Consider the following 26,249-nt stretch of genomic DNA (forward strand, 5'->3'; position numbering starts at 1 on the left):
CATTATTGGTTAATGCTATACACGCGGTCTTTGTTAACGAGGAAACTATGTCAGACATAACAACCCTCGAAGGTGTATTAACACCAAACGATGGAAGATATGCGATTGTTGTAACCCGCTGGAATGCTTTTGTTGTAGAAAGTTTGTTACAAGGTGCATTGGATACTTTACTACGTCATGGCGTTGCGAAAGATCATATTACCGTTATTCGTTGTCCTGGTGCTTTTGAAATGCCTTTGGTAGTCAAGAAAGCAGCTAACTCTGGTAAATATGATGCCATAATTGCATTAGGTGCGGTTATTCGTGGTGGTACACCACACTTTGATTATGTTGCTGGAGAGTGTGCTAAAGGCTTGGGTGTAGTGTCTTTAGAAGCAGAACTTCCGGTGACATTTGGCGTGTTAACTGTTGATAGTATTGAACAAGCGATTGAACGGTCAGGAACCAAGGCGGGTAATAAAGGTGAAGAAGCCGCAATGACTGCATTCGAGATGGTTAGCTTACTTAATCAGCTGGGGTCTTAAGTGAACGATACAGTTTCCAATCCTAACAATGCAGCCAGACCAAAACCCTCTGAGCGAAGAAAGGCGCGTCAGTATGCACTACAGGCGTTGTATCAGTGGCATATGGCTGGAGCCAACTTGACGGATATTGATGCTCAGTTCCGTACTGACTACGACATGTCAAAAGTTGATCTGAGCTATTTCTCTGAGCTGTTACATGGGATACCACGTCATCTAAAAGCAATTCAGGATGGATTTGAACCCTTTTTGGATCGGAACTTCAATGAGTTGGATCCGATTGAGTTGACAACATTACGGATAGGGACGTTTGAATTACTGTATCGTTTAGATGTGCCTTGTAAAGTGGTTATTAACGAAGCCATTGAACTTGCGAAGCGCTATGGTGCAGTGGAAAGTCACCGCTATGTTAATGGTATTTTGGATAAGGTCGCTGCAAGAGCACGAATGGCAGAAATACGAGCGTTACGGGGCAAGTAACACGTGCTATCTGAGTTTGGTTTGATTGCTCGCTATTTTCAACAACCTGGCTTGGCAAGTGCTGGGCCATGGTCTCCCCAGCTAGGAATTGGTGATGACTGTGCTGTTATGTCAGTACCTGATGGCAGACAGCTTGCTGTTTCAATGGATACACTCGTTGCTGACGTTCATTTTCCTGCCGAAGCGGCACCTGAACTCATTGGTTATCGAGCACTTGCCGTAACAGTAAGTGATTTAGCCGCAATAGGGGCTGAGCCGGCGTGGTTTACCTTAGGTTTAACACTACCTGAAGCAAACCCAGAATGGCTGTTTGGCTTTGCTCAAGGTTTACAGCAATTGGCCCAGAAAGTAGGTATTTCTTTAGTGGGTGGGGATACTACGCGAGGTCCCTTAACCATTACATTACAAGTCCATGGTTTGGTGAAAACTGATAACTGGTTATCCCGACAGTGTGCAAAACCTGGTGATGATATTTGGGTTACAGGAACGCTAGGTGATGCTGCAGCTTGGTTGCCTTATCTTCAGCAAGGATTAGTTGAAAGTCCCACCGATGAATATTTAAAGACATTGTGGCGTCACTATTATCAGCCAGAACCAAGAGTGGCTGCGGCACAACAACTTGTAGCACTGGGCTGTCAGTGTGCAATTGATATTTCTGATGGACTGCTTGCTGACCTAGGCCATATCTTAACAATGAGTCAAGTAGGGGCGTTATTAGACCTCTCATCTTTACCTGCTTCTAATGCCTTACGACAAGTGCTGCCTGAATTAGAAACACGGCAACAGGTTATGTTGACGGGGGGGGATGACTATGAAATTTGTTTTACTGCACCTCCTCATATGGCAAAAGACATTATTGAAACGCTTTCGCCTTCTTGCCCTGTAACACGTATTGGTCAAATCAACCAAGTGCCAGGTGTTGCAACTACATCGGGCCAGCCTATCACTGACATCAAGGGTGGTTACCAGCATTTTTCTTAAGGTTGGGGAAATCATCAGTAAAAGTAATGGTTTTAAATCTGCATAAGGAGTTACAGAAAAATGAAGGTGGTTACTCCTGCAATATTGGGGCGTGATCCGAGAGTCTGGTTAGCATTTGGCCTGGGGAGTGGCTTATCACCTAAAGCACCTGGTACTGTCGGAACATTAGCTGCGTTGCCATTTTGGTTACTATTACATGAATTACCGTTAATAAGTTATGCCGTAGTCGTTTTGCTGGCAGCAGTATTAGGCATCTGGCTGTGTGGGTTTGCTTCTGCCAAGTTGGGTGTTCATGATCATCCTGGCATTGTATGGGATGAGTTTGTTGGATTATGGATAACGCTATTTGCTGTGCCCAGTCATTGGTATTGGGTTTTGATCGGCGTCATTATGTTTCGAATATTTGACATCATTAAGCCATGGCCTATTGGCTGGGTAGATAAACATGTACATGGTGGGTTAGGCATCATGCTGGATGATGTAATGGCTGGGATTATGGGGTTGTTTGCCACTCATTTATTGATTTTGCTTTTTGGATAGCAGTTTTTGCTGCCATCGTGCTGAGTAGTAACAGTCAACTATAATCAAAAAAGTAGTCCAGTTGGGAGTTGTTATGTTTGGTGTGTTGAGGTGGGTTTTCGGCAGTTTAGTGCTCTTTATTTGGCTTATAGCTGAGGCTTCTCCACATGTTCAGGTTATTGGATTGTTCAATAATGGCGCAGCTGTTGTAAATATTAATGGTCAGCGCCATTTGCTAAAGGTTGGAAAACCAGCCAAACAGGGTGTCAGGTTAATTTCTGCCGATGTAGCATCCGCAACCCTTGAAATTGACGGGGTTCAAAAAACATTTCCGTTATCGCGAGACTATTCAGAAGGATTTAGCGCGCCTGTTAAAAAGCGTGTCCCCATTCTTATGGATAACCGGGGAAGCTATTATACACATGGTGTAATTAATGGTATGCCTGTTCGTATGCTAGTGGATACTGGAGCAAGTTTAATTGCGATGAATTCAGAGCATGCAAGAAAACTGAATATTAACTACATAAGAGATGGCAAACTCGCTGCAGCGTCAACCGCTGGAGGGGCGGTAAGAACATTTAATGTTATGTTACGTAAAGTCGAGGTACAAGGTATTGTGCATTATAACCTTGAAGCAGCCATTATTGAGGGGAGTTCTCCACACGAAATTCTATTGGGAACAAACTTTTTAAATAAAGTGAAAATGACAAAGCAAGATGGCATTATGTACCTTGAGGAAAAATAAAGATGTCTCTTTATTTTGTTTCTTTCCTGCAGGTGTACACTGTTATTGTAGAGTATATTTGCATACCCAAGGGGTACTACTACAGAGCGGCATAATGCAGCCACTTCCTATGTTAAATTAAAGACTTACTTATTTTATTTTTAAGTTGTTGTAGCTTGCTGGTAGTAAGAATTAGTTAGGAGTCTTGTGTGACAGTATCATTTGTTGCTGCATCCCAATTACCCACACCATTTGGAACATTTACACTTCACGGTTTTGCGGATGAGCATACGGGAAAAGAGCATGTTGCTTTATCAATGGGGGATTTAGGCTCTGATGAGCCCGTTTTGATGAGAGTACACTCTGAGTGTCTTACAGGTGATGCGCTTTTTAGCTTACGATGTGACTGTGGTGCTCAGCTGCAAGCTGCCTTAAAAACAATTGCAGAAAATGGCAGGGGAGTGCTGCTTTATCTTCGACAGGAAGGTCGTGGTATTGGCTTACTAAACAAGATTAGGGCCTATGAGTTACAGGATGATGGTGCTGATACTGTAGAAGCTAATGAACGGTTAGGCTTTGCAGCGGATTTGCGTAAGTACGATATGTGTAAAGCAATGTTGAGTCATTTTGGTATTTCTCAGGTTCGCTTATTAACGAATAACCCTCGAAAAGTCCAAGCACTAGAACAGCAAGGGGTGGAAGTCGTTGAGCGGATTCCCTTACAAACAGGGCAAAATCCACATAATGAGCGGTACTTAGCTGTTAAAGCTGGAAAGTTAGGACATTTATTTCCTTAAAACATTTTTATGTTTTGTTTTGCCTGTTTCTAAAAGCTTTAGCTAATAGTGCTAGAGCTTTTTTTTTTGCAAGGATTTTCCTTTTATTATATTGTATATTTGCGAAATACGATTTAATATCTCTAAAGCGTATACCGCTGAACTGCAGTGAGATGAGTGAGTGCTTTTATTGTTTGAAAATTAAAAAAATCGAGACTTTTTAAAAAGGGATTAATATGACATCGTTTACGCCTATTTCATCTCTCATTGGGGGTGTTGCCATAGGATTATCTGCATTTTTGCTGCTTTGGTTAAGTGGACGTATAGCTGGAATTTCAGGCATTGTTAATGGTGCTGTGAAGTTTAAGGAGTCTGATTTAAGTTGGCGCTGGCTTTTTATTTTGGGGATTGTATTAGGCGCTTTTGTGGCATCAAAACTCGGTTTTTCTCTTCCTACTGATTTATCTTTGTCCTGGGTCGCAGTGCTAAGTGGAGGCTTTTTAGTGGGAGTAGGTACTCAGCTGGGATCTGGCTGTACGAGTGGCCATGGTATCTGTGGAATAGGTCGGGGATCTGTGCGATCAATAACAGCAACGTTGTTATTTATGGCAACAGCAGGCTTAGTTGTCTTTGTGACTCGGCATGTTTTGCTCTAATGAATGAGGGCCAGGCTGTGAATAAAATTATTGCACTATGTTGTGGTGTACTGTTTGGCATAGGTTTAACTGTTGCACAAATGGTTAATCCTCAAAAAGTATTAAACTTTCTAGATATTTCAGGTAATTGGGATCCTAGCCTCGCATTAGTGATGGCTGGAGCATTATTTATTTATGCCATAGGCTATTTACTGTGGATAAAACCTAAAAATAAGCCTCTTTTTGAAGAGCAGTTTTTTTTGCCTACAAAAAAAACAATTGATAAGTCGCTTGTTGTGGGTAGTATAATTTTTGGTATTGGTTGGGGACTTTCCGGAATTTGCCCAGGACCTGCTTTGGCAAATCTAAGTGGTGGTGATCTAAAAATTGTCGCATTTATTGGTGCTATGTTAGTGGGTATGAAATGCTCCCCATTATTGGCACAATTAACACGTAAATAATTGGTAAAGCAGTAATGCAAGATTATGCAAAATGGGAAAGTAGTGCAGACCGAGCAGTAAAAGTACTAAAAGCGATAGGGCACAAGCATCGTTTAATGATTTTATGTGCACTGCAGGAAAAAGAGCTTTCTGTTTCCCAGCTAAATACGCTATTTCCCATGCCTCAATCAACGTTATCTCAACATTTATCCTGGTTACGCCAAGAGTCGTTAGTCAAAACGCGTCGAGATGCACAAACTATTTATTACGCTTTAAATAGCTATGAAGTGACAGAAATCATTACTGTACTGCATAAGTTGTATTGCGACAAATAGAAGAGTAAAAGGTAGTCTTAAGTGAGGCTACCTTTTTTAAGTGTAATTATTTATGTACTAATACTCTGTGTGAGAAGGATGAAGGAGTATAAATTAATAGCTAAGCTGTGGAGCTATTACCTATCGATAATAATTTTAGTCTGGCTTCAACAGCACGAATAATGCCTTCTTTTGTTAATCCACATTCAGCTAACTGATATTTAGGCTTACCATGTTCAATGTAGCGATCAGGAATACCTAGATTGACGACGGGAATCGTAATATTTGCAGCTTGAAGAAATTCGTTAACAGCTGACCCTGCACCACCCATAATGGCACCTTCTTCAAGAGTTACTAGCAGCTGGTGGCTCTTGCTTAGTTCGCTGATAAGTAATTCATCCAGAGGTTTAATGAAGCGCATGTTAGCGACTGTTGCACCTAGTTTGGCAGCTGCGGCCTCAGCTTCAGAAAGTAAAGTGCCAAACGCGAGAATAGCAACTTTTTTTCCTTGCTTTGTTATTTCACCTTTACCAATGGGTAATGTCTCCAAAGACTGATCTATAGGAACGCCAGGCCCTGTTCCTCTGGGGTAACGAACAGCTGCTGGCCCCTTATGTTGGAACCCCGTGCTTAACATTTTACGTGTTTCGTCTTCATTAGCCGGTGCCATAATCACCATATTGGGAATACACCGCATAAAAGGAATGTCATAGCAGCCAGCATGAGTTGGTCCATCTTCCCCAACGAGTCCTGCTCTATCTATTGCAAACAATACGTTCAGATTTTGGATGGCTACATCATGTACTAGCTGGTCATATGCACGTTGTAAGAAAGTAGAGTAAATGGCAACGACTGGCTTTCCGCCTTCACAGGCAATACCTGCTGCAAGGGTTACTGCATGTTGCTCAGCAATACCGACGTCAAAGTAACGATCAGGAAATCGCTCTGCAAACTGAATGAGATCAGAGCCTTCTTTCATCGCAGGGGTGATACCAACCAGTTGGGAGTCCACTTCAGCCATATCACAAAGCCACTGCCCAAAAATATTTGAGAACTTAGGTTTTTTCACTGTAGGCTTAATAGGTTGAACGGGAGGCGATGGCTCTAACTTGGTAATTGCATGGTAACCAATAGGGTCTTCTTCTGCAGGAACAAATCCTTTACCCTTGGTGGTGACAACATGTAGAAACTGAGGGCCTTTAAGTTCCTTAATATTCTTTAAAGTATGAACCAACGCATCTAAATCATGGCCGTTGATAGGGCCAATATAGTTGAAACCTAATTCTTCAAATAGCGTACCAGGAACAACCATACCTTTAAAATGTTCTTCAGTTCGGCTGGCTAACTCCCATGCTTTTGGCATTTTTTTCAGGACTTTTTTACTACCTTCTCGCACAGAGTGGTACATTTTGCTGGCGAGGATTTTAGCAAAATAATTTGATAGCCCACCCACATTGTCAGAAATGGACATATCGTTGTCATTTAGAATAACCAACATATCGGCACCTACATCTGAAGCATGATTTAGCGCTTCAAATGCCATACCTGCAGTCATTGCCCCATCACCTATGATTGCGACTGTTTTGCGTTCTTGCTGTTGTAGATGGGCTCCGATTGCCATGCCTAAAGCAGCACTGATTGAGGTACTGGAGTGCCCAACCCCAAAGGTGTCATAGTCACTTTCTGTGCGTTTTGGAAAGCCAGCCATACCTCCTTGCTGGCGCAACGTGTGCATCGATTCCCTGCGTCCAGTAAGAATTTTATGAGGATAAGCTTGGTGACCCACATCCCACACTAAGCGATCATCGGGGGTATTAAAAACATAGTGAAGAGCAATAGTTAGCTCAATAACGCCTAAACCAGCACCAAAATGTCCACCTGTTTGCCCGACACAGAACAGTAAATATTGGCGTAACTCGTTTGCTAACTCTGGTAATTGAGCTTCTGGAAGTTGCTTAAGCTGCTCAGGTGAACTGATAGCATCTAACAGTGGTGTTTCAGGCTTGCTGCGAGGTATGTCGTGGAACATGGGCAATCACGAACTCAGTAAGTGCATAATCTTGTCATTTATTACGTATTCTTCAAGTTAAGCACTTGGGTTTAAGGGTATGTTTGACTGATGGTCATTTTGGCGGTTTAGTTTATGGTGGTTTTACCTTAAGCAATATACCTTTTCTGAATGCTTAATAAAACACTTAGCCACAATGTTGCGATATTAGTGACGTCGCTCAACAATAAACGAAGCAAGCTCACGTAAGGGCGCAGCATGCTCATCAAACATAGTCAGAGCTTTTATTGCTTCGTGGTAGAGATGATGTGCTTTTTGTCGGGCAATCTCCAAGCCCAATAAAGCGGGGTACGTTGGTTTATCTTTTGCCGCATCAGCCCCTTGTCTTTTACCTAATACACTTGTATCCATTTCTACATCCAAAATGTCATCCTTTACTTGAAAAGCAAGTCCAATATTATCTGCAAAATGTGTAAGTGCCTGATGTTGCTCAGCAGTGGCATTAGCTGCTATTGCCCCAAGTTGGACACTTGCTTGAATTAAGGCACCTGTCTTATGACGGTGCATTTGCTCTAATTCGGCGAGAGTCATTTGTTGGTCACCTACTGCAGCAAGGTCCAATGCTTGTCCTGCGACCATCCCATTTGCCCCTGCCGCAACCGCCAGCGTTTTCATTTGATTAAGTTGCTGTGCTGGCGAGAGATTCGCTGAGTCGCTGTACATTCCGGTAATCGTTTCAAAGGCTAAGCTTTGTAGGGCATCACCTGCTAAGATGGCTGTTGCCTCATTAAAGGCTTTATGGCAGGTCGGTTGTCCTCGGCGCAAGTCGTCATCGTCCATGGCAGGAAGATCATCATGCACCAGTGAATAAGCATGAATAAGTTCAACGGCACAGGCTGCAGGATCTGCAAATGCTATGTCACCACCACAAGCTTCAGTACTGGCATACACTAATATTGGACGAATCCGCTTTCCTCCGCCAAGTACTGCATAGCGCATCGCTTCTTGGAGTGTACCTGCAGGAGAAGCATGGCTAGCTAATAGCATGTCGAGTTGTTGCTCAATACGCTGCTGATAATGAATAATGAGATTACTTAGCGTCATTACTGCGCGTCATCTTCTTCCGCAAAGGGTTGAGTTGAGAGAGAGTTATTTTTTTCCACTAAAAGCTGAACTTTTTGCTCTGCTTCTTTTAATGCCTCTTGGCACTGTCGAGTGAGTTTGATGCCTTGCTCAAAGGTTTGCAAGGACTCCTCTAGTGATAGTTCACCAGACTCTAACTGTTCGACAAGTTTTTCCAGTGCCTGAAGAGATTGCTCAAAGTTAAGAGCTTGCTTTTTCCGGGGCATGATGGTCATCCTGTCGTATTCATCAAGCACGCAACAGTACCCGACAGTTTGATTTTGGTCAATGGACTCAAAGGGATGTATGACTCTGTTCTCAGCTGGGCAGGTATTGAAAATACCGTCTAGAATTACAAACACGGTCCAAGGCTAGCTCCTATCTGACCGCTGAGGACTTGGCTGCCTATCAGGATGTAGTATTTTTCTTTGAGAATAATCTTTTGGGGGAGCACTAAAGGATTGGACTTCCTTGTTCAATTAACTCTTGTTTTATTACTGTATTTCAACCTATGCAGCACTACCAAAATAAATTTGGCAATAGCATAGATATCATCATGATATATACAATTTTCATTAGGAGTAACCAGTGGATCTAGCGACCCTGGCAGGCTTACTTGGTGGCCTTGCTATTGTATTGGCAGCTATTTTACTGGGTGGGTCAGCTCTGGTTTTTATCAACGTACCGTCCATTCTCATAGTGATTATTGGTACGCTTTTTGTGGTACTCATGAAGTTTAACTTGAAGCAGTTCTTTGGCGCGATGGGTATTGCAGGGAAATCATTCAAGTTTACTCCTATCGATTTACCCTCACTGATTAATGAAATTATTGAGTTGGCTGACTTGGCTCGTAAGTCAGGCTTATTAGCGCTTGAGGAAAAAGAAGTTGGCCATCCGTTTCTCAAATATGGTTTGCAGTTATTGGTAGATGGCCATGACCCTGCAGTAGTAAAGCGACTGTTAACCCGTGATATGGCACTGGCAGTTACCCGACATGAGACGGGTGCAAAGATCTTTTCGGCAATGGGGGATGTTGCGCCTGCAATGGGAATGATTGGAACCCTTATTGGATTAGTACAGATGCTTTCCAATATGGATGATCCTAAATCAATTGGTCCGGCGATGGCGGTTGCGTTATTAACAACATTATATGGTGCCATGATAGCCAATATGATTGCTATCCCTATTGCAGATAAGCTAACCATTCGTAGGAATGAAGAGGCGTTAAGTAAAGCCCTAATCATAGATGCGCTGTTAGCGATTCAAGAGGGGCAAAATCCTCGTGTGATTGACTCTATGTTGCGCACTTATCTGCCTGGAGCACAACGTGTGCAAGAAGAAGGTGCAGAGGCATAGGATGAAACCGTGACTGATGATGAGGAAGAGTGTCAATGTCCTGATCCCCCTCCTGGGTTGCCTGGATGGCTAGCTACTTTCGCTGATTTAATGTCTCTGTTACTTTGTTTTTTTGTTCTGTTACTGACTTTTTCTGAAATCGATGCGATGAAGTACAAGCAGATTGCCGACACAATGAAAGAGGCATTTGGCGTTCAAAAGGTCATTAAGGAAAAAGATATTCCCAAAGGAACCAGTGTCATTATGCGTCACTTTAGCCCTGGAAAGCCTGAGCCAACACCGTTAAATATGGTTAGGCAATTTACAATGGACTTACCTAAGCCCAAGCTGGATGAGCAGTGTGAACCTGGTAAAGAAACGAAACAAGGTCGGAAGTTAACTACTGCGGGTCAGCAGCAAAAAGAGATATCAACACAAACAGAAGAAATGAGGAAGAAGAGTGAAGCTGTTGCGGAAAAACTGACTGCATCGTTAAAAGAAGAAGTAGACCAAGGCAGTATTGAGGTGGAGACAAGAGGGAGCAATATCGTTATTCGTATTCAGGAAAAAGGGTCATTTGGTTCTGGTGCGGCAAATTTAAGACCTAGCTTTATCCCTACGATGGAAAAAATTCGTAACCAGTTAGCATCAACAGAAGGGCTTATTTCTGTGGAGGGGCATACTGACTCTATTCCTATTGAAACGGCTGAGTTTCCTTCTAACTGGGCATTATCTTCAGCGCGTGCGGTGATGGTTGCTCATGAAATTCTTGCAGATGGCAGAATTCCCCCTAGCAGAATTGAAGTTAAAGGGTTTGCAGATACTCGTCCGTTGGTACCCAACAATACCCGTGAAAATAGAGCAAAAAACCGGCGTGTTGAGATTGTGGTGTATCCAGGTGTAGCTGCTAAACCTCCAGTATTATCAGAAAAGCTACCTGAGTTGGAGTCTGAATCTGAAGCACCCTCCACGCAGGATGATTTCCGGCTTCGACCTGAAGAGGTTTTTTGAGTAAGGATCAGCCTATTATGAGTGAGGATAGACGTCGCTATTTTCGAGTCACTGATCGAGTGGGATTCCGTTATCGTGTACTGAGTGAGGAAGAATGGCAAAGCTTTGTTGAAAATGGAAACGCTGAGAAACTACAGCAAAACCATGGGCTATTTAGTCATAATCTTGATCTTAAGTTAGGTCAGGCTATCTCCAGTCTAAGAAAAGTGTGTGAAGAAGCGGCAACTGTTGCTTGGTTACTGAATCAAAAAGTTGAGGAGCTGGTAGAACAGCTTCAAGCGCAAGGGGTTATTAGTAATTTTGCTATTCAGTCAGTCAATATAAGTGCTTGTGGTTTAGCGCTATATCATGAAGAAGGTATCCCTGTGGGCTCTAAGTTGTTGTTGGAAATTATGCTCAGGCCAGAAGAAAAGTATGTGACAACACTAGCTGAAGTAGTGATTTGCAGTTTTGATGCGCAGCATAATCGATATTTACTTAGGCTAACATTCTTTGATACTGATGAAGCTGGAAAGGAAGCCCTGATACAACATGTTGTGAGACGTCAAAGTGCTATTTTGCAAGAGCAAGGACGCACAGGGCTTGAAAAAGATTTATTTGATGTCGAAGGCAAAGAGGACGACGATATGCCATCCTCAGAACGTTAAGTTACTTCAATAATTACTACTCAATGAAATTCAGCTACTTATGGCTGTCATTCCAAACATCTTTATCCATGGTTTTATCTAGGAATGGGAATTTTTTCCGGTCAAAAACAGGCTCAATGCCCATTTTTACTTGCTCCCTAAAATCTTTAACCACTTTAAGTACAATGCCAGATAACAGTAGGAGAGTAACCAAGTTTACAAGAGCCATGGCACTCATTGACACATCTGCAAATGAGAACAGCACGGGTAGCTCTGCAACGGGACCTACAATAAGGATGATTAATACAAGTGCGCGGTAAACCATCAAAAGTGATTTGTCTTGCTTCATTAGCATCAAGTTTGTTTCACCATAGTAGTAGTTGGTGATGATTGATGTAAATGCGAAGAGTAAGATGGCTATTGCGACAAAAATAGGTCCAAAGTCACCAATATGGGTTTGCAAGGCAGACTGCGTTAATGTGATGCCTTCCATTTGAGAAGAAGGATCCAGTTGTCCTGAAAGCAGAATGATGAAAGCAGTAGCACTACAGATAATGATGGTATCTACAAATACCCCAACCATGGAAATCAGCCCCTGAGTTGCAGGGTGATGTGGATAGGGAGTAGCAGTTGCTGCAGCATTAGGAGCACTTCCTAAACCAGCCTCATTTGAGAACAGTCCACGCTGAACACCTTGTTGAATAGCTGATTTAACGGCATACCCCATTCCGCCACCAACGGCACTCTCTAAACCAAATGCATGGTTGATGATCATTGAAAAGACTTTGGGTAGCTCTGTGATATTAAATGCAACGACGCCTAATGCAACGACAATATAGGCTAGCGCCATAAAGGGCACAACGACTTCAGCAAAACGAGCAATAGAGCGAATACCGCCAAAGATAATCATGGATGCAATTACGGCGATGACAAGCCCCATGTATTTTTGATCGATATTAAAGGCTGTTTCAACAGCTTCTGCTATGGATTTTGACTGTATGGCATTGAAAGCAAAACCAAAAGTAATAACAAGGCAGATAGAGAAAATAATACTTAACCAGCGTTGACCAAGCCCTTTTTCAATATAGTAAGCCGGACCACCACGGTAGGTACCGTCATGATCATTTGTTTTATAAATTTGGGCTAATGTATTCTCAATACAGCTAGTGGCCATACCTAGTAAAGCAATTAACCACATCCAGAAGATAGCACCAGGTCCACCCACTGATAACGCTGCAGCTACACCTGCTAAATTACCAGTACCTACACGTGCCGCAAGGCTGGTGCAGAATGCCTGAAAAGATGAAATGTGGTCACGATCAACTTGGCGGCTTTTAACTAATGACTTAGCTGCATAGCCAAACAAACGAAACTGTATGAGCCCAGAGCGTAGTGTAAATAATATACCTGCGCCAATCAGCACATAGATCAGTATGTTGCCGGAAATAAAGCTATTTGCTGCATTAAGCAGCGATGTGATAGCAGTTGTATCCATAGAAATACCTTTGGTTGTTACTGTTATATTCTCGCCTTCTCATCAATGCTGAAAAATCAACCTGGCTGAAGCATAATGCTCAAAGTACTGATTTAAAGCAGTATTTGTACGTAGTGACAATGGAGTGAAAATGTGACTACAGAGGCTAGGTTGTTGATTTTTTGATAAATATTCAGGGAATTAGCTTGCCAGGAAATTTCTACAGATTGCTGTGGTTGTTCACACTTCCAGGCCTTATATTATGAAGCTTGAGGTAATAAGTGCGGTTGTACTGATTTCTCTTGTTGGCAAACTTAATAATGATGAAATTTTAATCATTCAATGAGTTTTGTCATATTTTTGTAACATAAAGCTCCTGTTTCTGTTGTGGCACAAATTTATTAAAATGAACTAATTGCGCGGCATTGTACTCTAGTAGCCTTAATGCAAAAAGCATAATGCTATAATCATTTTATATAATAATATGGAATAATAAAAAATATTATATGCACTTTGTGCAATTATTATCCTGCTGTAGCCAGGATTTCCGGCCTATTTTGAACAAATGGAGGTTATGTTCATAGTGGTATGTCGTTCTGGCAAGGCATGATATAAAGGAATAAAAGAAAAAATCATGCCTAATATAAGCAATGAATGAGCTGCTCACGCTTCATGTGTATGAATGAAAGGGAACACTTATGGGTCTAATACCTTAGCCGATAAGTCAGTAACGTTTTCAGGGCTTTATCGCTATACTTGTTTAACATTGGTAAAAATATGGTCTTTTTAGGGTATTTTTACCGTTAGTACGTTGTAGACGGAATGTCGTTATTGAAACGCTATCAAATATTTATTAGCTCCACATATCGTGATTTAGTTGAGGAACGCCAAGCACTGGTCAATGCTTTGCTCAGTTTGGGCTGTATCCCTGTGGGGCCTGAGTTTCTCCCTGGGTTTAGAAATCCAGATCAGGATAATTGGCCTCACGTCCGGCGGGCCATTGATCAGAGTGATTATGTAGTGTTGGTTTCTGGTGGCCGTTATGGTTCGCTAACACGAAGTGGTATTAGCTACCTTCACCGTGAATATACTTATGCACATACTTTGCGTAAGCCAATTTTGTGTTTTGTACGTGATTTAAAAGCACCATTAGCCGCAAATAAAAAAGAGGTGACTGCTGAAGGTGTTGCCCGTTTGCGGGTGTTTAGAGAGTCTTTGCAGAAGCATAATAATTACTCTTGGGATACATTGGAGACACTCGTTTCTCTTTTGAGGCAGCATTTGCCTACATTTATTGAGCAATTACCTGCGCCGGGGTGGATAAGGGCTGCAGATGCTGGAGATGGGCAAGCAGAGAAACAGCTAGATTTACGAAAACAACTGGCTGATTTACAAGAGGTGAAACACGCGCTTCAACATTTGTCACCTTCTCAATCAAATTCAATAAATGCTTTACAAGAGTTAGTGGAGCTCTCCTTTGCTTGTAATATTTATATTGAGGGGAACTGTAAGTTAATTACGTCTAAAGCTACGTTAATTTGGCAGGATGTTTTTAACGCATTTGCTATAGACTTGGATAGTAGTGCTTCAGAGGACAAGATAAAGCAGTCTCTCGCTCAGTTTTTAGCAGAGCGTTATACCCATCATATTCATGAAGCTTATGAGGATGCTCATGCCGTCAGTAGCTTTCAATTTACAGATACCTCATTGCGAATGATACGACTGCATTTACGGCGTATGGGGCTGATTCGAAAGGACACGCTTCATTCTAATCGAAGTAGAGCTGTCTGGCAGCTTACCCCATTAGGACGTAAAGTATTGGAGGATATTAGGCAACATACTGCAGTTAATAACTAACTATCTTGGGTAGACTTTAGTTTTAATACGCTAGCTGCAGTATGTTTTCATTAATGTACTTATCAGCAATTTTGATGAGTGCCGTCTCCTAAGCATGCTCCCCTCTAAGTTGTGCCACCTCTCGTTGTAATCTTTCGGCAGTCGCGTCTTCTGCTGAGATAGGTTGTCCTGTAATGAGTTTAATTTTAGACCAAAAGCGTCGTGGTCGTTTGGCCATGGCTGGACCACCATGGTGACTGAAAAAGCTTCCCCATAAACCTTGTAGAGCCATAGGAATGACGGGGACGGGGGTACGGCTAATGATTTTTTCGATACCTCGTTTAAAGGTATTGATTTCGCCGGTTTTGGTTAATTTACCCTCGGGGAAAATGCAAACCACATTACCTTGTTCAAGTTCTTCTGCAATTCGGTCAAATGCTTGATTAAATGTTTCTGGGTGCCTGGCTTTTGCTGTGATAGGAATTGCTTTTGCGACCCGGAAAATAAAGTTAAGTACAGGTAAGTCATAAATAGGTTTATCCATCACAAAGCGTATAGGACGACGACATGCGCCAGCAATCAGTAAGGCATCGACATAGCTGACATGGTTACAGACGATCACTGCAGCGCCTGTTTCAGGTATTCGGTCCAGATTGAGTGACTTAACACGATACATTGAGTGGCTTAACAGGTATATCAAAAAACGCACAGTAAACTCTGGCACGACAGAGAATACATAAATTGCCACTAACCCATTAGAGAGCGCCAAAATTAAGAAGAATTGTGGAATGCTGAGTTTAAGCAGGCCAATACTAACGATGGCGCAAATTCCACTGGTCAGCATAAATAAAGCATTTAGGATATTATTTGCGGCAATGACTCGAGCACGATAGGCTTCATCTGTTCTCGATTGGACCAAAGCATAAAGTGGAACAATAAATAATCCACCGAAGAAACCAATCAGTGCTAAATCAATCAGAATTCTCAGATTAGATGTGATGCTGAAAAAATTAATAATAGTGATTTCTTCTAAATTATGAGGAGGAAGTGCATGGCTCACCAAAAAGAGGTCAATACCAAATAATGTCAAACCAATACTGCCAATAGGCACAATACCTAATTCTATTTTATGCCCAGATAGTCGATCACAGCTAAGCGATCCTAAGCCAATACCAATAGAAAACGAGGCTAGTAAGCAGGTCCAAATATTGGGGTTACCATTGATAACATAGCTTGTAAAATTAGGCAGTTGAGTTAGGTAAGCTATACCTAAAAACCAAAACCAACTAATTGCTAGAATGGATAAATAAACGGCTCTTGTTTCTCTTGCATAGCGCAATGTTCGAAATGTTTGGGTAATTGGATTCCAGTTAACATGGAGGTTTGGTGCGCTTGATGGTGCGAGAGGTATTTGGCGACTACTTAAATAGCCAAATGTAGCAAAACCAATGATGCAGCAAGAAATCCATGTGGTGGAGGCGGGCAATTCTGTGAGTAATCCACCTAAAATTGTGCCTAGTAAAATAGCAACAAAAGTGCCTAATTCAACCCAGGCATTTCCAGCAACTAGTTCGGTTTCTTTCAAATGTTGAGGGATAATAGCGTACTTAACAGGTCCAAAAAAGCTTGACTGTGTTCCCATTAAAAAAAGTACCAATAGTAAACCAATAAGACTATTGAAGTAAAAGGCTAGAGCAGCGAGTGACATAATTATTATCTCGCTGAACTTAATAATTCTGATTAGTTTAGACTTTTCGTATTTATCTGCAAGTTGTCCTGCTGTTGCTGAAAAAATAAATAGCGGCAAAATAAATAGAACCGCTGCCAGATTTATCAAAATATCTTTATTATCTGCGAAAGGAAGGCTGCTTTCGAAACGGGTTAACTGAAATCCAATTAACAGAGCAAGTGAGTTTCGAAAGACATTATCATTAAACGCCCCTAGAAACTGTGTAATAAAAAAGGGTAAAAAACGTTTACTTTTTATAAGGGGGGCTTGTTTCGCAGATGGAGAGCTCATAGCTTATGCTCCTGACCAGCTAAATACCAGTTGATGTACAAGGCTAGGTAATAGGGTTTCTATCTCAGTAATACCTTCAATAAATAACTTATTATTAAGGGCAAGTGTTGTCATCCCATGTACTCCACTCCATAAAATACGCGCATTTTTTTGAATTGTTTGTTGAGGTGTGTTGGGGTGTAAACGCGTCAGCTCGTTTTCTAATAAATGAAAGATTTGGTCAATATTGGCTTGTTGCCACTGAGGTATTGGTTCATTTTCAGGTAACCTAAGCGAAAATACCAGATTCCAGTGATTGGGTTCTTGAAGTGCAAACTGGTGATAGCTTAAAGCCATGAGGGTTAGATTGTGTTCCGGTGTATTGGAATCTGTTATGCCTCTCTGGCAATGTAAGTACATGCGATCCATCGTTCTTGCGTTGACATGCAATAGCATATCCGCCTGATGTTTAAAAACCGTGTAAAGGGTTCCCACCGTATACCCAATGGCTTTAGCCACCATGCGGGTACTGATTGCTTCATGACTGTATTGATGAAGCATTGTTTCCACAGCCTGAATAGCAAGTTGCTGGATTTCTTCTTTGGTATGTTGATTGCGTCGCGCCATATTAAACAGTGTTCAATTTAAGGTTAATAATTGTAATTAAACAGTGTTCAGTATGATAGCATGTTTTAAACAATGTTCAATTAAAATTTTTCAGCCTACTGAGTGCTACACTAACAAAGTCTGTTGTACATCCGTCAAGCCCTCAATATAGGGCAGAGTGAGTAAAGCTATTCTATAAGAACCTTGAAAGAAACAGAGTAATTCAATTGCACTAAAGTGCTAATGAGTGAGTCTGTTATTGGACGGGGTTGATAGCTTAGATTGAGAAAACGACGAAACAGTCGAGTTAATAAAAGATATGTTGATGTAAAAATAGTCACTTAATGACTTATATTTTGGGGTAGCGACCCGCTTAACAGAATAAGGACATTATGTTTATTCTAGGATTGATTATTGGGGTGCTTGTAACTTGGTTAGTCATGTCGGGGATGGCTGACTTGATCATAAGCGTATGCCGTGGCTCGATCAATGACCAGCGTGTAAATGGTGAATACTTTACTCCTGAACAATGGCTACTAAATACATCATCTGCTCCCTTGTTCACTTGGTGTAATTTTGGGTATTGGCGGAATGTCAGTAACTACGTACAGGCGTGTATGAACCTTGCTGGACTTGTGGCAGATGAAGTTCATCTAGTTCCTAAAGATAATCTATTTGATGCTGGTTTTCGCTCTCCTGACCAATTATTGGTATGGGCTGATCTTTATCAGGTTGACACGATTAAAGCCTGTGGTCTTAACATTTGGCGTTTACAATTAGCGCGGGAACGTTGTCAGGCTTATCCACAAGTTGAGTTGTTGTCAGGTAATCACAAGCAGCTTGCACAACAAGAAGACAAAAGTATTGATAAAGTAATCGCTTTAGACTGTGTTTATTTTTTTTCAGATAAACAAGTCTTTTTTGATAACGCAAGCCGTGTTTTGCAACCTAGAGGTTTACTGGGTATTACGGATATTTTGCTCACACAGCCCTTGAGTGTACCTTGGCAAGCTTGGCTATTTAGACGATTTCTAGCGATTTGTAGAATTCCTGAAGAAAATATTGTGCCTGAAGCTATCTACAAGCAGAGGCTTGATCAAGCGGGCTTTAAGATCGTCAACTGTAGAGATATCACTGTGGATGTTTTAGGAGGATTTTGCGATTGGGTTCAACAACAAACAAATACATTAAAAGCCTCTATTGCAATAGACGTCAGACTGCGTCTAAAAATTTTGGAGAGGGTTTTGCGTTGGTTAATACAAAATAATATTGTGCAGTATGTGTTAATAGCCGCTGAGTTAAAAGCGACTGAGGCAGAGCATGATACCGAGCAAGAAGAGGAAGTGGCAGATACAACAGCCACAGAAGAAGATGAAGTATGATATATGTCCTAATGAAGGGTTTTATTTTTTAATAATAGGTTTAGCCAATTGCAAAGGTATTGATTGCCATAAGCGGTATTCTTAGTAATCGAGGAGCATCAGTATCAACCTGACTTAAATAGTGGACCTGGTTTAGGTGAAGATAATGTGGGGCAATATGATGTTGGCGTTGGTAGCTTGCTGAAGCTTTAACTGATTTAAAAAACTCTTCAGTGGTATCTGCTTTGCCACTTAAGTCAAGCGTAACATGATTTAGAAAATTATTTTCTAACTCTTTTAAATAATCCTGAAAACTAATGGCTTGCCCTTTGACCAATAGTCCATTAATACTGACGGTCATATTGAGACGCATGTCTTTTTGAATAAAGTTATCAACAATTTGCAGTAATAATGGATCTGCTTGAATGGTGGGTTGTAATTCCATCTTGGCTTGCTCCTTGAGTGCTCCATTTTGTCGCAATTTAAAGTATGGGTATTATACCCTTAACCCTCAATTTGAAATCTGCGCTATGATTAATCCTAACAAATAATATGAAAATAAATAAAGAGCAGGGTGTTTGTTTTATCTAGGGTTAAGTGTATATATTTGCTTTAATGCTATTTTGAACGTGGTATCCAAATAAGCATTTTTATTTGGATACCACTTATATTATCAGGTATGAGCAGTCAGTATATTGTCAGTATTGAGTCTGTTGTAGATATTCGTCAATGTATCATGAGCTGACGACTCATCGGACATATGACTCATTGATTGCACTAACTGTTCTAACTGTCTAGAACCTAACGTGTTACCATTTTGAGTGGTGATTGTAATGTGTTGGTTATCTTCATTATCTGCCCAGTCTTTAACAATGAGTGTCTGTTGCTTACTTTGGTTCAACAACACTAAATCATCATTTACTAAGTAGCCCTCCAGCTGATCCTGTTGGAGTGAATGCCATGCAACAGTGTCTTGCTGATGGTCAGTTGCCAAGTTATCAATTACAACAACCGTACTTTGGTCATTCAGTTCAACAGTATCTCGGCCATTGCCCAGTGTTAAATGTGTGAGCTGCTGGTCAACAATAACTCGGTCATTTCCATCACCTAAGGTAATAAAAATTTGATCAGCTAATGTACCCATAGAGCTTGAGAAAGTTTGATGATTATCATTCCACTTCAGTTGTTGTGTGGTCAGATCCACTGCATAGTCAACGTTAGCCGTATGTAGCTGCAAATAGTTTAGCTGTAATGTACCCTCATTATTAATTTGAAAGTAGTGGCTACCAAAGGATGCCTGCTTTGAATCGGTAACTTTAACGACAAGATGTTGATTTTCACCATTTAAACGCCACTCTCGCAAAAGAACCTGTGTGTTCTGGTACTGCAGCTTTAAGTGCTTATTGGTCAATGAGGTACTTAAAGCTTGAGAACCGCTGGTTAATTCAAGTATGTCTGTAAGCCCATCATCCGCTTTATTATTGATAAAAACCTGCTGTTGGTTGCCATCGACTTGATATAAGTCGCGACCATTACCACCAATCAGCCGACCACCCTGTTCACCCGCATTTAATATGTCATCACCGGCGCCACCAAATATTCGGTCAAAACCTGATCCACCCATTAACCAGTTATCTTGTTCATTTCCGCGAATTTCATCATCAGCTTTACTACCTTGAACTAAACTGATGTGATTGCTTAGTAAGCTGGTTACCTGGGTTCCTGAATTAAGTTGTTGTTCCACCAGTCCTGTGCGTAAATTAACGCTATATCCTTTTAATTCCTGGTGATCACTGAGTTGAACTTGGTTAATGGTCAGTGGTTCATTTGTCTCCAATGCTGAAAAATAATAATGATTACCTTGTAAGTCCATTAGAGATAAATGTTGCCAGGCGCGTCCTTCATAATAATTTTCAACAGTAGCTATTGCTTGGTATTGAGTTGTATCTTCCAGTTGAGCTTTTATTGGCGACAATTGAGGATGCAGACCTGCAATGACTGCAGGATGTTCAATTGCTTGCTCAATGGATGTTAACAGTTGCTGATTGATATTCATTGCAGGGAAACGTTGTGTGAGTAATTTTTGCCACTCAGTAAAATAGTCAGTTTGCTCACTATTTTGATTTTTGACTCGCTGTAACTGTTGCCATAATTGTTGCCAACGTAAGGACTGTTGTTGGGCTTGGATTACTAAGTTTTTATCGTGTTGTACAAGCTCTAGGTTATAAATATTGGTAATTAGAAAGTCTTCTGCAGGGTTGGCAGGTAATGAGGTATTAGGATTTTTGATTTGTCGATCAGCATGCCAGCGAGACTGCGTAGCAAGGGTATCTAATGATTCATCATCAAGATAGGAAATACCTTGTTCTCTAAGTCGCATCCCAGATGCATAATAATCATCGTATAATTCCTGCCAATTTTTTTGGTAGTGGTTATCGTAATTATTGATGAGGTTGCTATGTTCAATGCTATCAAAGTCATCTGCTTGAATTAAATAAGAATCATGGCCTTGACCACCATTAAGTTGATTAGTGCCTTTGCCGCCAGCCAGAGTGTCATCACCCGCCATACCTTCTAATTTATCGTCACCTTCAAAGCCCGTCAGTGCATTATTTAAGTTATTGCCTTTTATTTGATCATTTTTCTCTGAGCCCAGTACATGTTCAATTTGACTCACTAAAAAGTTATAGGTGGCCGGGGTATCACCACTGCCTTTTACTAAATCAATAGTGACACCATGATTGTAGCGGGATGGTCGATGACTAAAATAACTGCGAAAAGAAATGGTATCTTCACCATCACCTCCATAAAATGTTGATTGTCCATTATCAGCATTACCCTCACCATGACGCCATCCATTAAACTCAAACAAATCACTTTGGTTGCCACCGGTTAAATGCTTTCTACCCCAGCCATTTATTTGAAAGATATTTTTACGGTTTAAATCGCCGTTTGCAGCATCGTAGCCTTTTCCTAGCATAAACAAAGTCGTACCATTGCTGGTCAAGTTTGGTTTTTCCATGACTAATGCAGGTTTAGGATCATGACCAAACACAAGTCCTTCATTATTGTTAGGTACGTGTCGTAAATATTCCTGATATTCTGCATTTGATAAATTATGGTAGTCATGACGATCAGCTTGAGTCATGTACTTACCATAACTGGTTTCGACATGCCCCTCGCTATAGACCAGCTTATCAATACCTGAACGACTTAATTGCTCAAATTGTTTAGCCATTTGATCCTGATAGGCTTTGAAAACCTGATTACGAACAGCTTTATTTTGAATATCTTCAGGTACTGGAAAACCAAAGAATATTGCTGCACCCGCTCGCCATAAGTCACCCTCGCTAATACCCGCTTCGCGAAGTTGTTGGGTTACGCGAACCGCATTATATATCCCTTGAGCGATACCAATTGCCAATCCTATCGCTGCACCAATAGGCCCAGCGGCTGCCGTGACTAACGAAGCTAAGCCTGTAGCTATTGCGACTAAACTACTGGCGATGGCTAATGAGCCATTAACAATAGCATCTACTCTGGCTTGACCTGTGGTTCGACTGGCTTCATTAAATGAATCAACAGCACTCCACGCTGATAGGCCTGCACCAACAAAGCTGGTAAATGCGCCCGCTTTACCCGCTGAACTGGCCAGTCGTTGCGATAAATGCTGCATATGTCGACTATTGGCAATCAAATCTAGGGATAGGTCTAATGTATCAAACCCTGTGGCAAGTCCTCCCTTAACCGCATTTTTGACATCACCACGATTAATTGCATCTTGAATTTGGTAAATTGCACCTGGCAACTGTGCTAGCTGTAAGCCCATATTGAACTTGCCAATAGTGCGAGCGCTTTTCATCAGTTTCTGATGGGAAGGCGTATCAGGATCAGTGCGTGTTTGTTGTAGTGATTCCGTTAAATCTGATAGTAGCTTAGGATCTGCAATGTGGCGTTTATTGTTTAACTTATTTACAGCATGGGTTAAATTGGTTGCTGTTAATTCATTTAAATCGCCTGATAGCTGGTAGCCAGTAAGTACTCCATTTTGGTAATTGAACGCCACTTTACCTAACTGGCGTTTAATTCCAAATGATGCTGTGCTTTTGTATTTGGCGCCGACAAACACATCAAAGGATGTTTCATTTTGTGTTGTCGCAGCAACTTCCATTGATTGTATGCGATAATTACTTTCCTGACTGATTATTGTTGTTAACTCATCTCCAAAGTTTTCACTCATGTGTGACTCATTATTAAGTAATAAGTCTTGAAGTTTGAGTCTGGCCTCATCTGTTAAACTTAATTTAATTTTTAACTCGGTTCCTTCTGAAGCTTGCAGGGCTGCTACAATAACGCGAAATTTAGCATCATCGTTTATTAATTGCTGCAAGTTATGCACATGGCTTTCGCTGTTTGGGAAAAGCTGGCGCCAAAAGGTAGGTTGGTCAATACGATTTAAATTAGAATATGTTTTGCTATAGCTGACTTTACTCAGTTGGCTGTAGCCTTTTTCTGCAAGAGATTGTTGCTGAATTAACAAATTAAGCTCATTAAGCTGGCTACGGAATTCAGTAGATATATTATCAGATTCAAGAAGTTGGTTTATATTTTGTTGTAGTTTAGGAATGAGAATACTTACTTCATCATTAGAGTAAATATTTTCGAGTAAAATTAAATGATTTTTCAGAGAATTATTGAGCTGGTTACGATGGTGGGTAAGTAAGTTAGTTGCTGTTACTGACCACTTTTCTATTTCGACTGAATCGGCTTTAACAAAGCTCCAGTCGTATTTTTTGCCACTTTTATTATCAATCCCCGCTTCAAGGGCAATGTCTGTTTTAGACATGCCACCACCACCAACAGGATCGGGTTCTGGACCACCGCGAATAACAGTGCCAATACCTACTTCAGCTTTCGCCTTATTAGCAATATTTAAGCTGTTGTTGGAATGGCTATGACTATTTTCTCCAGTTGACGTTGTCGTGCTTGACCATTCCTTAGTAGCGGATAATACGTTAACCATAATTCGAGCACGACCCCGAAAGCGCAACATTTGGCTTATACTGTCAACAGGCAGTAAAGACTTATTATCAACATTCAAGTCAGTACCTGCACCAATATCAGCATCAAAAGCCAGTTTTCGACCTCGCTTAAATTCAACTTTTTGAGCAAAAGTCATTAAATCTAGGGGGTTGGCATCTTTTTGGGTCAGTAGTTTATAGAATTGATCAAACTCTTTTTCTGTTAGCTCAAGGTTTGTTTCATTATTAAACTTTGCCCTGAATAGGAATTTGCCATAAACGCCTGGTAATTTTAATTTGGTTTGCCAATCGCTACCTTCTGTAGCAGTGCTATCATTCGCTTCTCCATTAAGCTCATGGGACATCCCTCGGGTGTAGCCTAAAAAGAGAGGGATTGTGCCATCTCGACCTACAATAACATTGTAACCGTCATCGCTGCGAGAAATAATCAGCTGATAGCTACGGTCCATGCCAGAGGACATCACAGGGATAGGGTCAAGGTAATCAGGCACTCCTTTAACAACCAATCGTGTACCTAACCCGAATCCATAATCACGTGTTAAGGATACAGACTCCCCTGAAGAAAGTTCTTTAACAATTTTATGTAGTTTTTCAATGGTATTTTTACTATCGGTCGTTTCCAGGGATGTTCCTGCTGCGACATTAACAGCATGGTGAGATTTATTAAGCACCTTGCTGAAATATTTAAAGCTGTCATAGGCGGCTTCAAGGCGATCAAAGTTAGAAAAACCTAAATCGGCAACTTTTTTAATTGGATTATTTGTATAGTTGTCTTTTATTGATTCTAGTCGAGATGAAAAATCTGCAGTGCTGATTTTTCTTAGTTGGACATCCCGAAGCAATGCAATGACTTGTTGGTGAGTACTTAAATCGAGAGAAATATCTGCATTGATCAGGCCTACGTTGTCATACTGATCCCTCCGCATAAAATTATTTTTTGCAGAGGGTGTTTTTAAAAAAGTTTCCTTTTCGACTAATAACTGAGCAATACGCTTAACATCTGTTATTGAGTTATCAGAGTCTTGGTCTGTAAAAGTTGACCAATAATTATTCCAAAGGTGAGTTAGGTTTTCAGATGTAACGTTGGGGTTTAATGCGGCAGTAATATGAGCAGTTTTATTAGCTTTGTAGTTTGAATTTAGGGTTCCTGCTTCTGTTAAAATACCCAGTTTTTTTTCTAAACGAGTCAGTTGTTGCTCTGAGTGTTGGTATAACGAACTTAGGAAGTCTTTAGCTTCAGCAACGTGTGTATCGTTGAGGCGATGATTATTTGGGCGGTCATCACTACTGAGCTGGTTCAATAGCGTATTAATATTAACATTTATCGTACTATGAGATTTGTTGGCCAGGTTTGCATAAAGCGTCTTAGTCGCTAGGTAAAGGTTTGTTAGCCCTTTTCGTCCTGTGAGTTTGTGTTGTAGAAAATAGGAGAGTGTTTTTATGGGGCGAGGAAAACTATGGGCAGACCAGGGTTTACTTGGATCAATATTAATAAGATGTGCTTTAAAGTAATTAATCAGAGGCGTGGCCAGGTTTTTAGCAGCGTTGTTGGGGAAGGGGGCAGGTCCAGTTAAAACGTTATTAGTGATGTCTACACTATTGCCTGTTCCAGGGATACTAACACTTGTTTCACCTGCTTTTAACCTCTTCCATAGTGTATTGACTGAAGCAAAAGTATCTGCCGCGTTGGCTTTAAATGTGAGTAAATCTGTGTAGGTTAAGTCTGTCCGCTGTATCGATTGTTGTAAGTCGGGGGGGGAAGCACTGTCTACTGTGGTTGATTGAGCAACTTGCCAGTAGAGGCTTTGATCATCCAATTGAAATCGATGAATATTATTTTCTTTGTCGAGTGCGAAAATTGATCCTGTATCTGTGGCAATAATCTGGGAAAATGTATAACTGGATTCTTGTAATATAGTATGTAGAAAAGATAGATCTGCAGGATGTTTTCGTTGACCTTCATGATAATTGACTACGTGAACTTTACCATATTCGTCAAGCATCCATGTGGTGGTGTACTTTTCACTGGCTAGTTGTTGAATGGAAGTAATCTCAGCATTTATTTTTAGATCAGCTGGAACAACAAAACTATCAGGATGAATGCTTTTTGCAGACCACATCATAATTGACCTTTAAGTGTATATAGTAAGTATAAATAGGCAATATACAGGGGATCCTGAAAATGAAATTTTTTCATATTTAAAGTCAAGATAACAATGTTCGAATGTATTTGTACTATAAATTAATAGCGATTATTTTAGTGTGATTGTCTTGCTTTTATGAAAAAATATGACTGCTTAGATACCCAATATTTTAAATTTTTAGATGCTATTAATGATGTATTAATAATTTGATTTTTTTTGGTTGAAATGTATCGGTTTGTAATTAATTGATGTAACGAAAATAATATTGTCTTCCTGATTGAATGGTCTGTTTTTA

At 40.8% G+C, this 26,249-nt stretch carries 22 protein-coding genes; 14 read left to right on the forward strand and 8 right to left on the reverse strand.

Annotated features, from left to right (window positions below):
• Window positions 1–47 precede the first annotated feature (47 nt).
• From ribH to ACQ96U_RS19275, 9 genes are all read left to right on the forward strand, one after another.
• On the forward strand, window positions 48–524 hold the full coding sequence (ribH, locus tag ACQ96U_RS19235) for a 6,7-dimethyl-8-ribityllumazine synthase (RefSeq protein WP_431722889.1): 477 nt from the start codon (window positions 48–50) through the stop codon (window positions 522–524).
• Complete coding sequence (nusB, locus tag ACQ96U_RS19240; protein ID WP_431722890.1) at window positions 525–1,001, forward strand: transcription antitermination factor NusB; 477 nt, start codon at window positions 525–527, stop codon at window positions 999–1,001.
• Window positions 1,002–1,004: 3 nt separating this feature from the next.
• Window positions 1,005–1,982, forward strand: a complete 978-nt coding sequence (thiL, locus tag ACQ96U_RS19245; RefSeq protein WP_431722891.1) for a thiamine-phosphate kinase — start codon at window positions 1,005–1,007, stop codon at window positions 1,980–1,982.
• 60 nt (window positions 1,983–2,042) lie between these two features.
• Entirely contained in the window at window positions 2,043–2,522 is a 480-nt protein-coding gene (locus ACQ96U_RS19250; RefSeq protein ID WP_431722892.1) for a phosphatidylglycerophosphatase A family protein, read from the forward strand.
• A gap of 73 nt (window positions 2,523–2,595) precedes the next feature.
• Window positions 2,596–3,246: a retropepsin-like aspartic protease family protein gene (locus tag ACQ96U_RS19255; RefSeq protein ID WP_431722893.1), complete on the forward strand. Its 651-nt coding sequence runs from the start codon at window positions 2,596–2,598 to the stop codon at window positions 3,244–3,246.
• Between the two features lie 188 nt (window positions 3,247–3,434).
• Entirely contained in the window at window positions 3,435–4,022 is a 588-nt protein-coding gene (ribA, locus tag ACQ96U_RS19260) for a GTP cyclohydrolase II (RefSeq protein ID WP_431722894.1), read from the forward strand.
• A 215-nt stretch (window positions 4,023–4,237) separates the two neighbouring features.
• The gene (locus tag ACQ96U_RS19265; RefSeq protein WP_431722895.1) at window positions 4,238–4,657 is read left to right on the forward strand and encodes a YeeE/YedE family protein; all 420 of its coding nucleotides are present in this window, start codon (window positions 4,238–4,240) and stop codon (window positions 4,655–4,657) included.
• 17 nt (window positions 4,658–4,674) lie between these two features.
• Window positions 4,675–5,097, forward strand: coding sequence for a DUF6691 family protein (locus tag ACQ96U_RS19270; protein ID WP_431722896.1), 423 nt, complete (start codon window positions 4,675–4,677; stop codon window positions 5,095–5,097).
• Between the two features lie 14 nt (window positions 5,098–5,111).
• Complete coding sequence (locus ACQ96U_RS19275) at window positions 5,112–5,411, forward strand: ArsR/SmtB family transcription factor (RefSeq protein ID WP_431722897.1); 300 nt, start codon at window positions 5,112–5,114, stop codon at window positions 5,409–5,411.
• 100 nt (window positions 5,412–5,511) lie between these two features.
• On the opposite strand, the gene dxs is transcribed toward ACQ96U_RS19275, so the two are convergent.
• From dxs to ACQ96U_RS19290, 3 genes are all read right to left on the reverse strand, one after another.
• Window positions 5,512–7,419, reverse strand: a complete 1,908-nt coding sequence (gene dxs / locus ACQ96U_RS19280; RefSeq protein WP_431722898.1) for a 1-deoxy-D-xylulose-5-phosphate synthase — start codon at window positions 7,417–7,419, stop codon at window positions 5,512–5,514.
• A gap of 186 nt (window positions 7,420–7,605) precedes the next feature.
• Window positions 7,606–8,502 carry a polyprenyl synthetase family protein gene (locus ACQ96U_RS19285; protein ID WP_431722899.1) on the reverse strand — a complete coding sequence of 299 codons (897 nt, stop codon included), beginning with the start codon at window positions 8,500–8,502 and terminating at the stop codon, window positions 7,606–7,608.
• A complete protein-coding gene (locus ACQ96U_RS19290; protein ID WP_215820905.1) occupies window positions 8,502–8,747 on the reverse strand; it encodes an exodeoxyribonuclease VII small subunit in 246 nt (81 codons plus the stop codon). The genes ACQ96U_RS19285 and ACQ96U_RS19290 overlap by 1 nt, the downstream gene beginning before the upstream one ends.
• A 361-nt stretch (window positions 8,748–9,108) precedes the next feature.
• Here ACQ96U_RS19290 and pomA point away from each other — a divergent pair, with 361 nt between their 5' ends.
• The 3 genes from pomA to ACQ96U_RS19305 are packed head-to-tail and all read left to right on the forward strand — an operon-like array spanning window position 9,109 to window position 11,513.
• Window positions 9,109–9,876 (forward strand): flagellar motor protein PomA, encoded by a 768-nt coding sequence (pomA, locus tag ACQ96U_RS19295; protein ID WP_431722900.1) that lies wholly within the window; start codon window positions 9,109–9,111, stop codon window positions 9,874–9,876.
• A gap of 9 nt (window positions 9,877–9,885) precedes the next feature.
• Window positions 9,886–10,866, forward strand: a complete 981-nt coding sequence (locus ACQ96U_RS19300; protein WP_431722901.1) for a MotB family protein — start codon at window positions 9,886–9,888, stop codon at window positions 10,864–10,866.
• Window positions 10,867–10,883: 17 nt separating this feature from the next.
• The gene (locus ACQ96U_RS19305) at window positions 10,884–11,513 is read left to right on the forward strand and encodes a hypothetical protein (protein WP_431722902.1); all 630 of its coding nucleotides are present in this window, start codon (window positions 10,884–10,886) and stop codon (window positions 11,511–11,513) included.
• Between the two features lie 34 nt (window positions 11,514–11,547).
• On the opposite strand, the gene ACQ96U_RS19310 is transcribed toward ACQ96U_RS19305, so the two are convergent.
• Window positions 11,548–12,987 (reverse strand): alanine/glycine:cation symporter family protein, encoded by a 1,440-nt coding sequence (locus ACQ96U_RS19310; RefSeq protein ID WP_431722903.1) that lies wholly within the window; start codon window positions 12,985–12,987, stop codon window positions 11,548–11,550.
• 801 nt (window positions 12,988–13,788) lie between these two features.
• Here ACQ96U_RS19310 and ACQ96U_RS19315 point away from each other — a divergent pair.
• On the forward strand, window positions 13,789–14,823 hold the full coding sequence (locus ACQ96U_RS19315; protein ID WP_431722904.1) for a DUF4062 domain-containing protein: 1,035 nt from the start codon (window positions 13,789–13,791) through the stop codon (window positions 14,821–14,823).
• A gap of 88 nt (window positions 14,824–14,911) precedes the next feature.
• Here the strand turns inward: ACQ96U_RS19315 and ACQ96U_RS19320 are convergent, their stop codons facing one another.
• Window positions 14,912–16,822, reverse strand: coding sequence for an MFS transporter (locus ACQ96U_RS19320; RefSeq protein WP_431722905.1), 1,911 nt, complete (start codon window positions 16,820–16,822; stop codon window positions 14,912–14,914).
• Between the two features lie 3 nt (window positions 16,823–16,825).
• On the reverse strand, window positions 16,826–17,428 hold the full coding sequence (locus ACQ96U_RS19325; RefSeq protein WP_431722906.1) for a TetR/AcrR family transcriptional regulator: 603 nt from the start codon (window positions 17,426–17,428) through the stop codon (window positions 16,826–16,828).
• 371 nt (window positions 17,429–17,799) lie between these two features.
• Between ACQ96U_RS19325 and ACQ96U_RS19330 the strand changes: the two genes are divergently transcribed.
• Window positions 17,800–18,789 carry a class I SAM-dependent methyltransferase gene (locus ACQ96U_RS19330; protein WP_431722907.1) on the forward strand — a complete coding sequence of 330 codons (990 nt, stop codon included), beginning with the start codon at window positions 17,800–17,802 and terminating at the stop codon, window positions 18,787–18,789.
• 40 nt (window positions 18,790–18,829) lie between these two features.
• Here the strand turns inward: ACQ96U_RS19330 and ACQ96U_RS19335 are convergent, their stop codons facing one another.
• Together ACQ96U_RS19335 and ACQ96U_RS19340 are read right to left on the reverse strand one after the other, a co-directional pair.
• Window positions 18,830–19,213 (reverse strand): hypothetical protein, encoded by a 384-nt coding sequence (locus ACQ96U_RS19335; protein WP_431722908.1) that lies wholly within the window; start codon window positions 19,211–19,213, stop codon window positions 18,830–18,832.
• Between the two features lie 228 nt (window positions 19,214–19,441).
• Complete coding sequence (locus tag ACQ96U_RS19340) at window positions 19,442–25,933, reverse strand: AvrE-family type 3 secretion system effector (protein WP_431722909.1); 6,492 nt, start codon at window positions 25,931–25,933, stop codon at window positions 19,442–19,444.
• Window positions 25,934–26,249: the final 316 nt, after the last annotated feature.

It is taken from the genome of Zooshikella sp. RANM57 (genome assembly GCF_050749885.1).
Taxonomy (GTDB): Bacteria; Pseudomonadota; Gammaproteobacteria; order Pseudomonadales; family Zooshikellaceae; genus Zooshikella.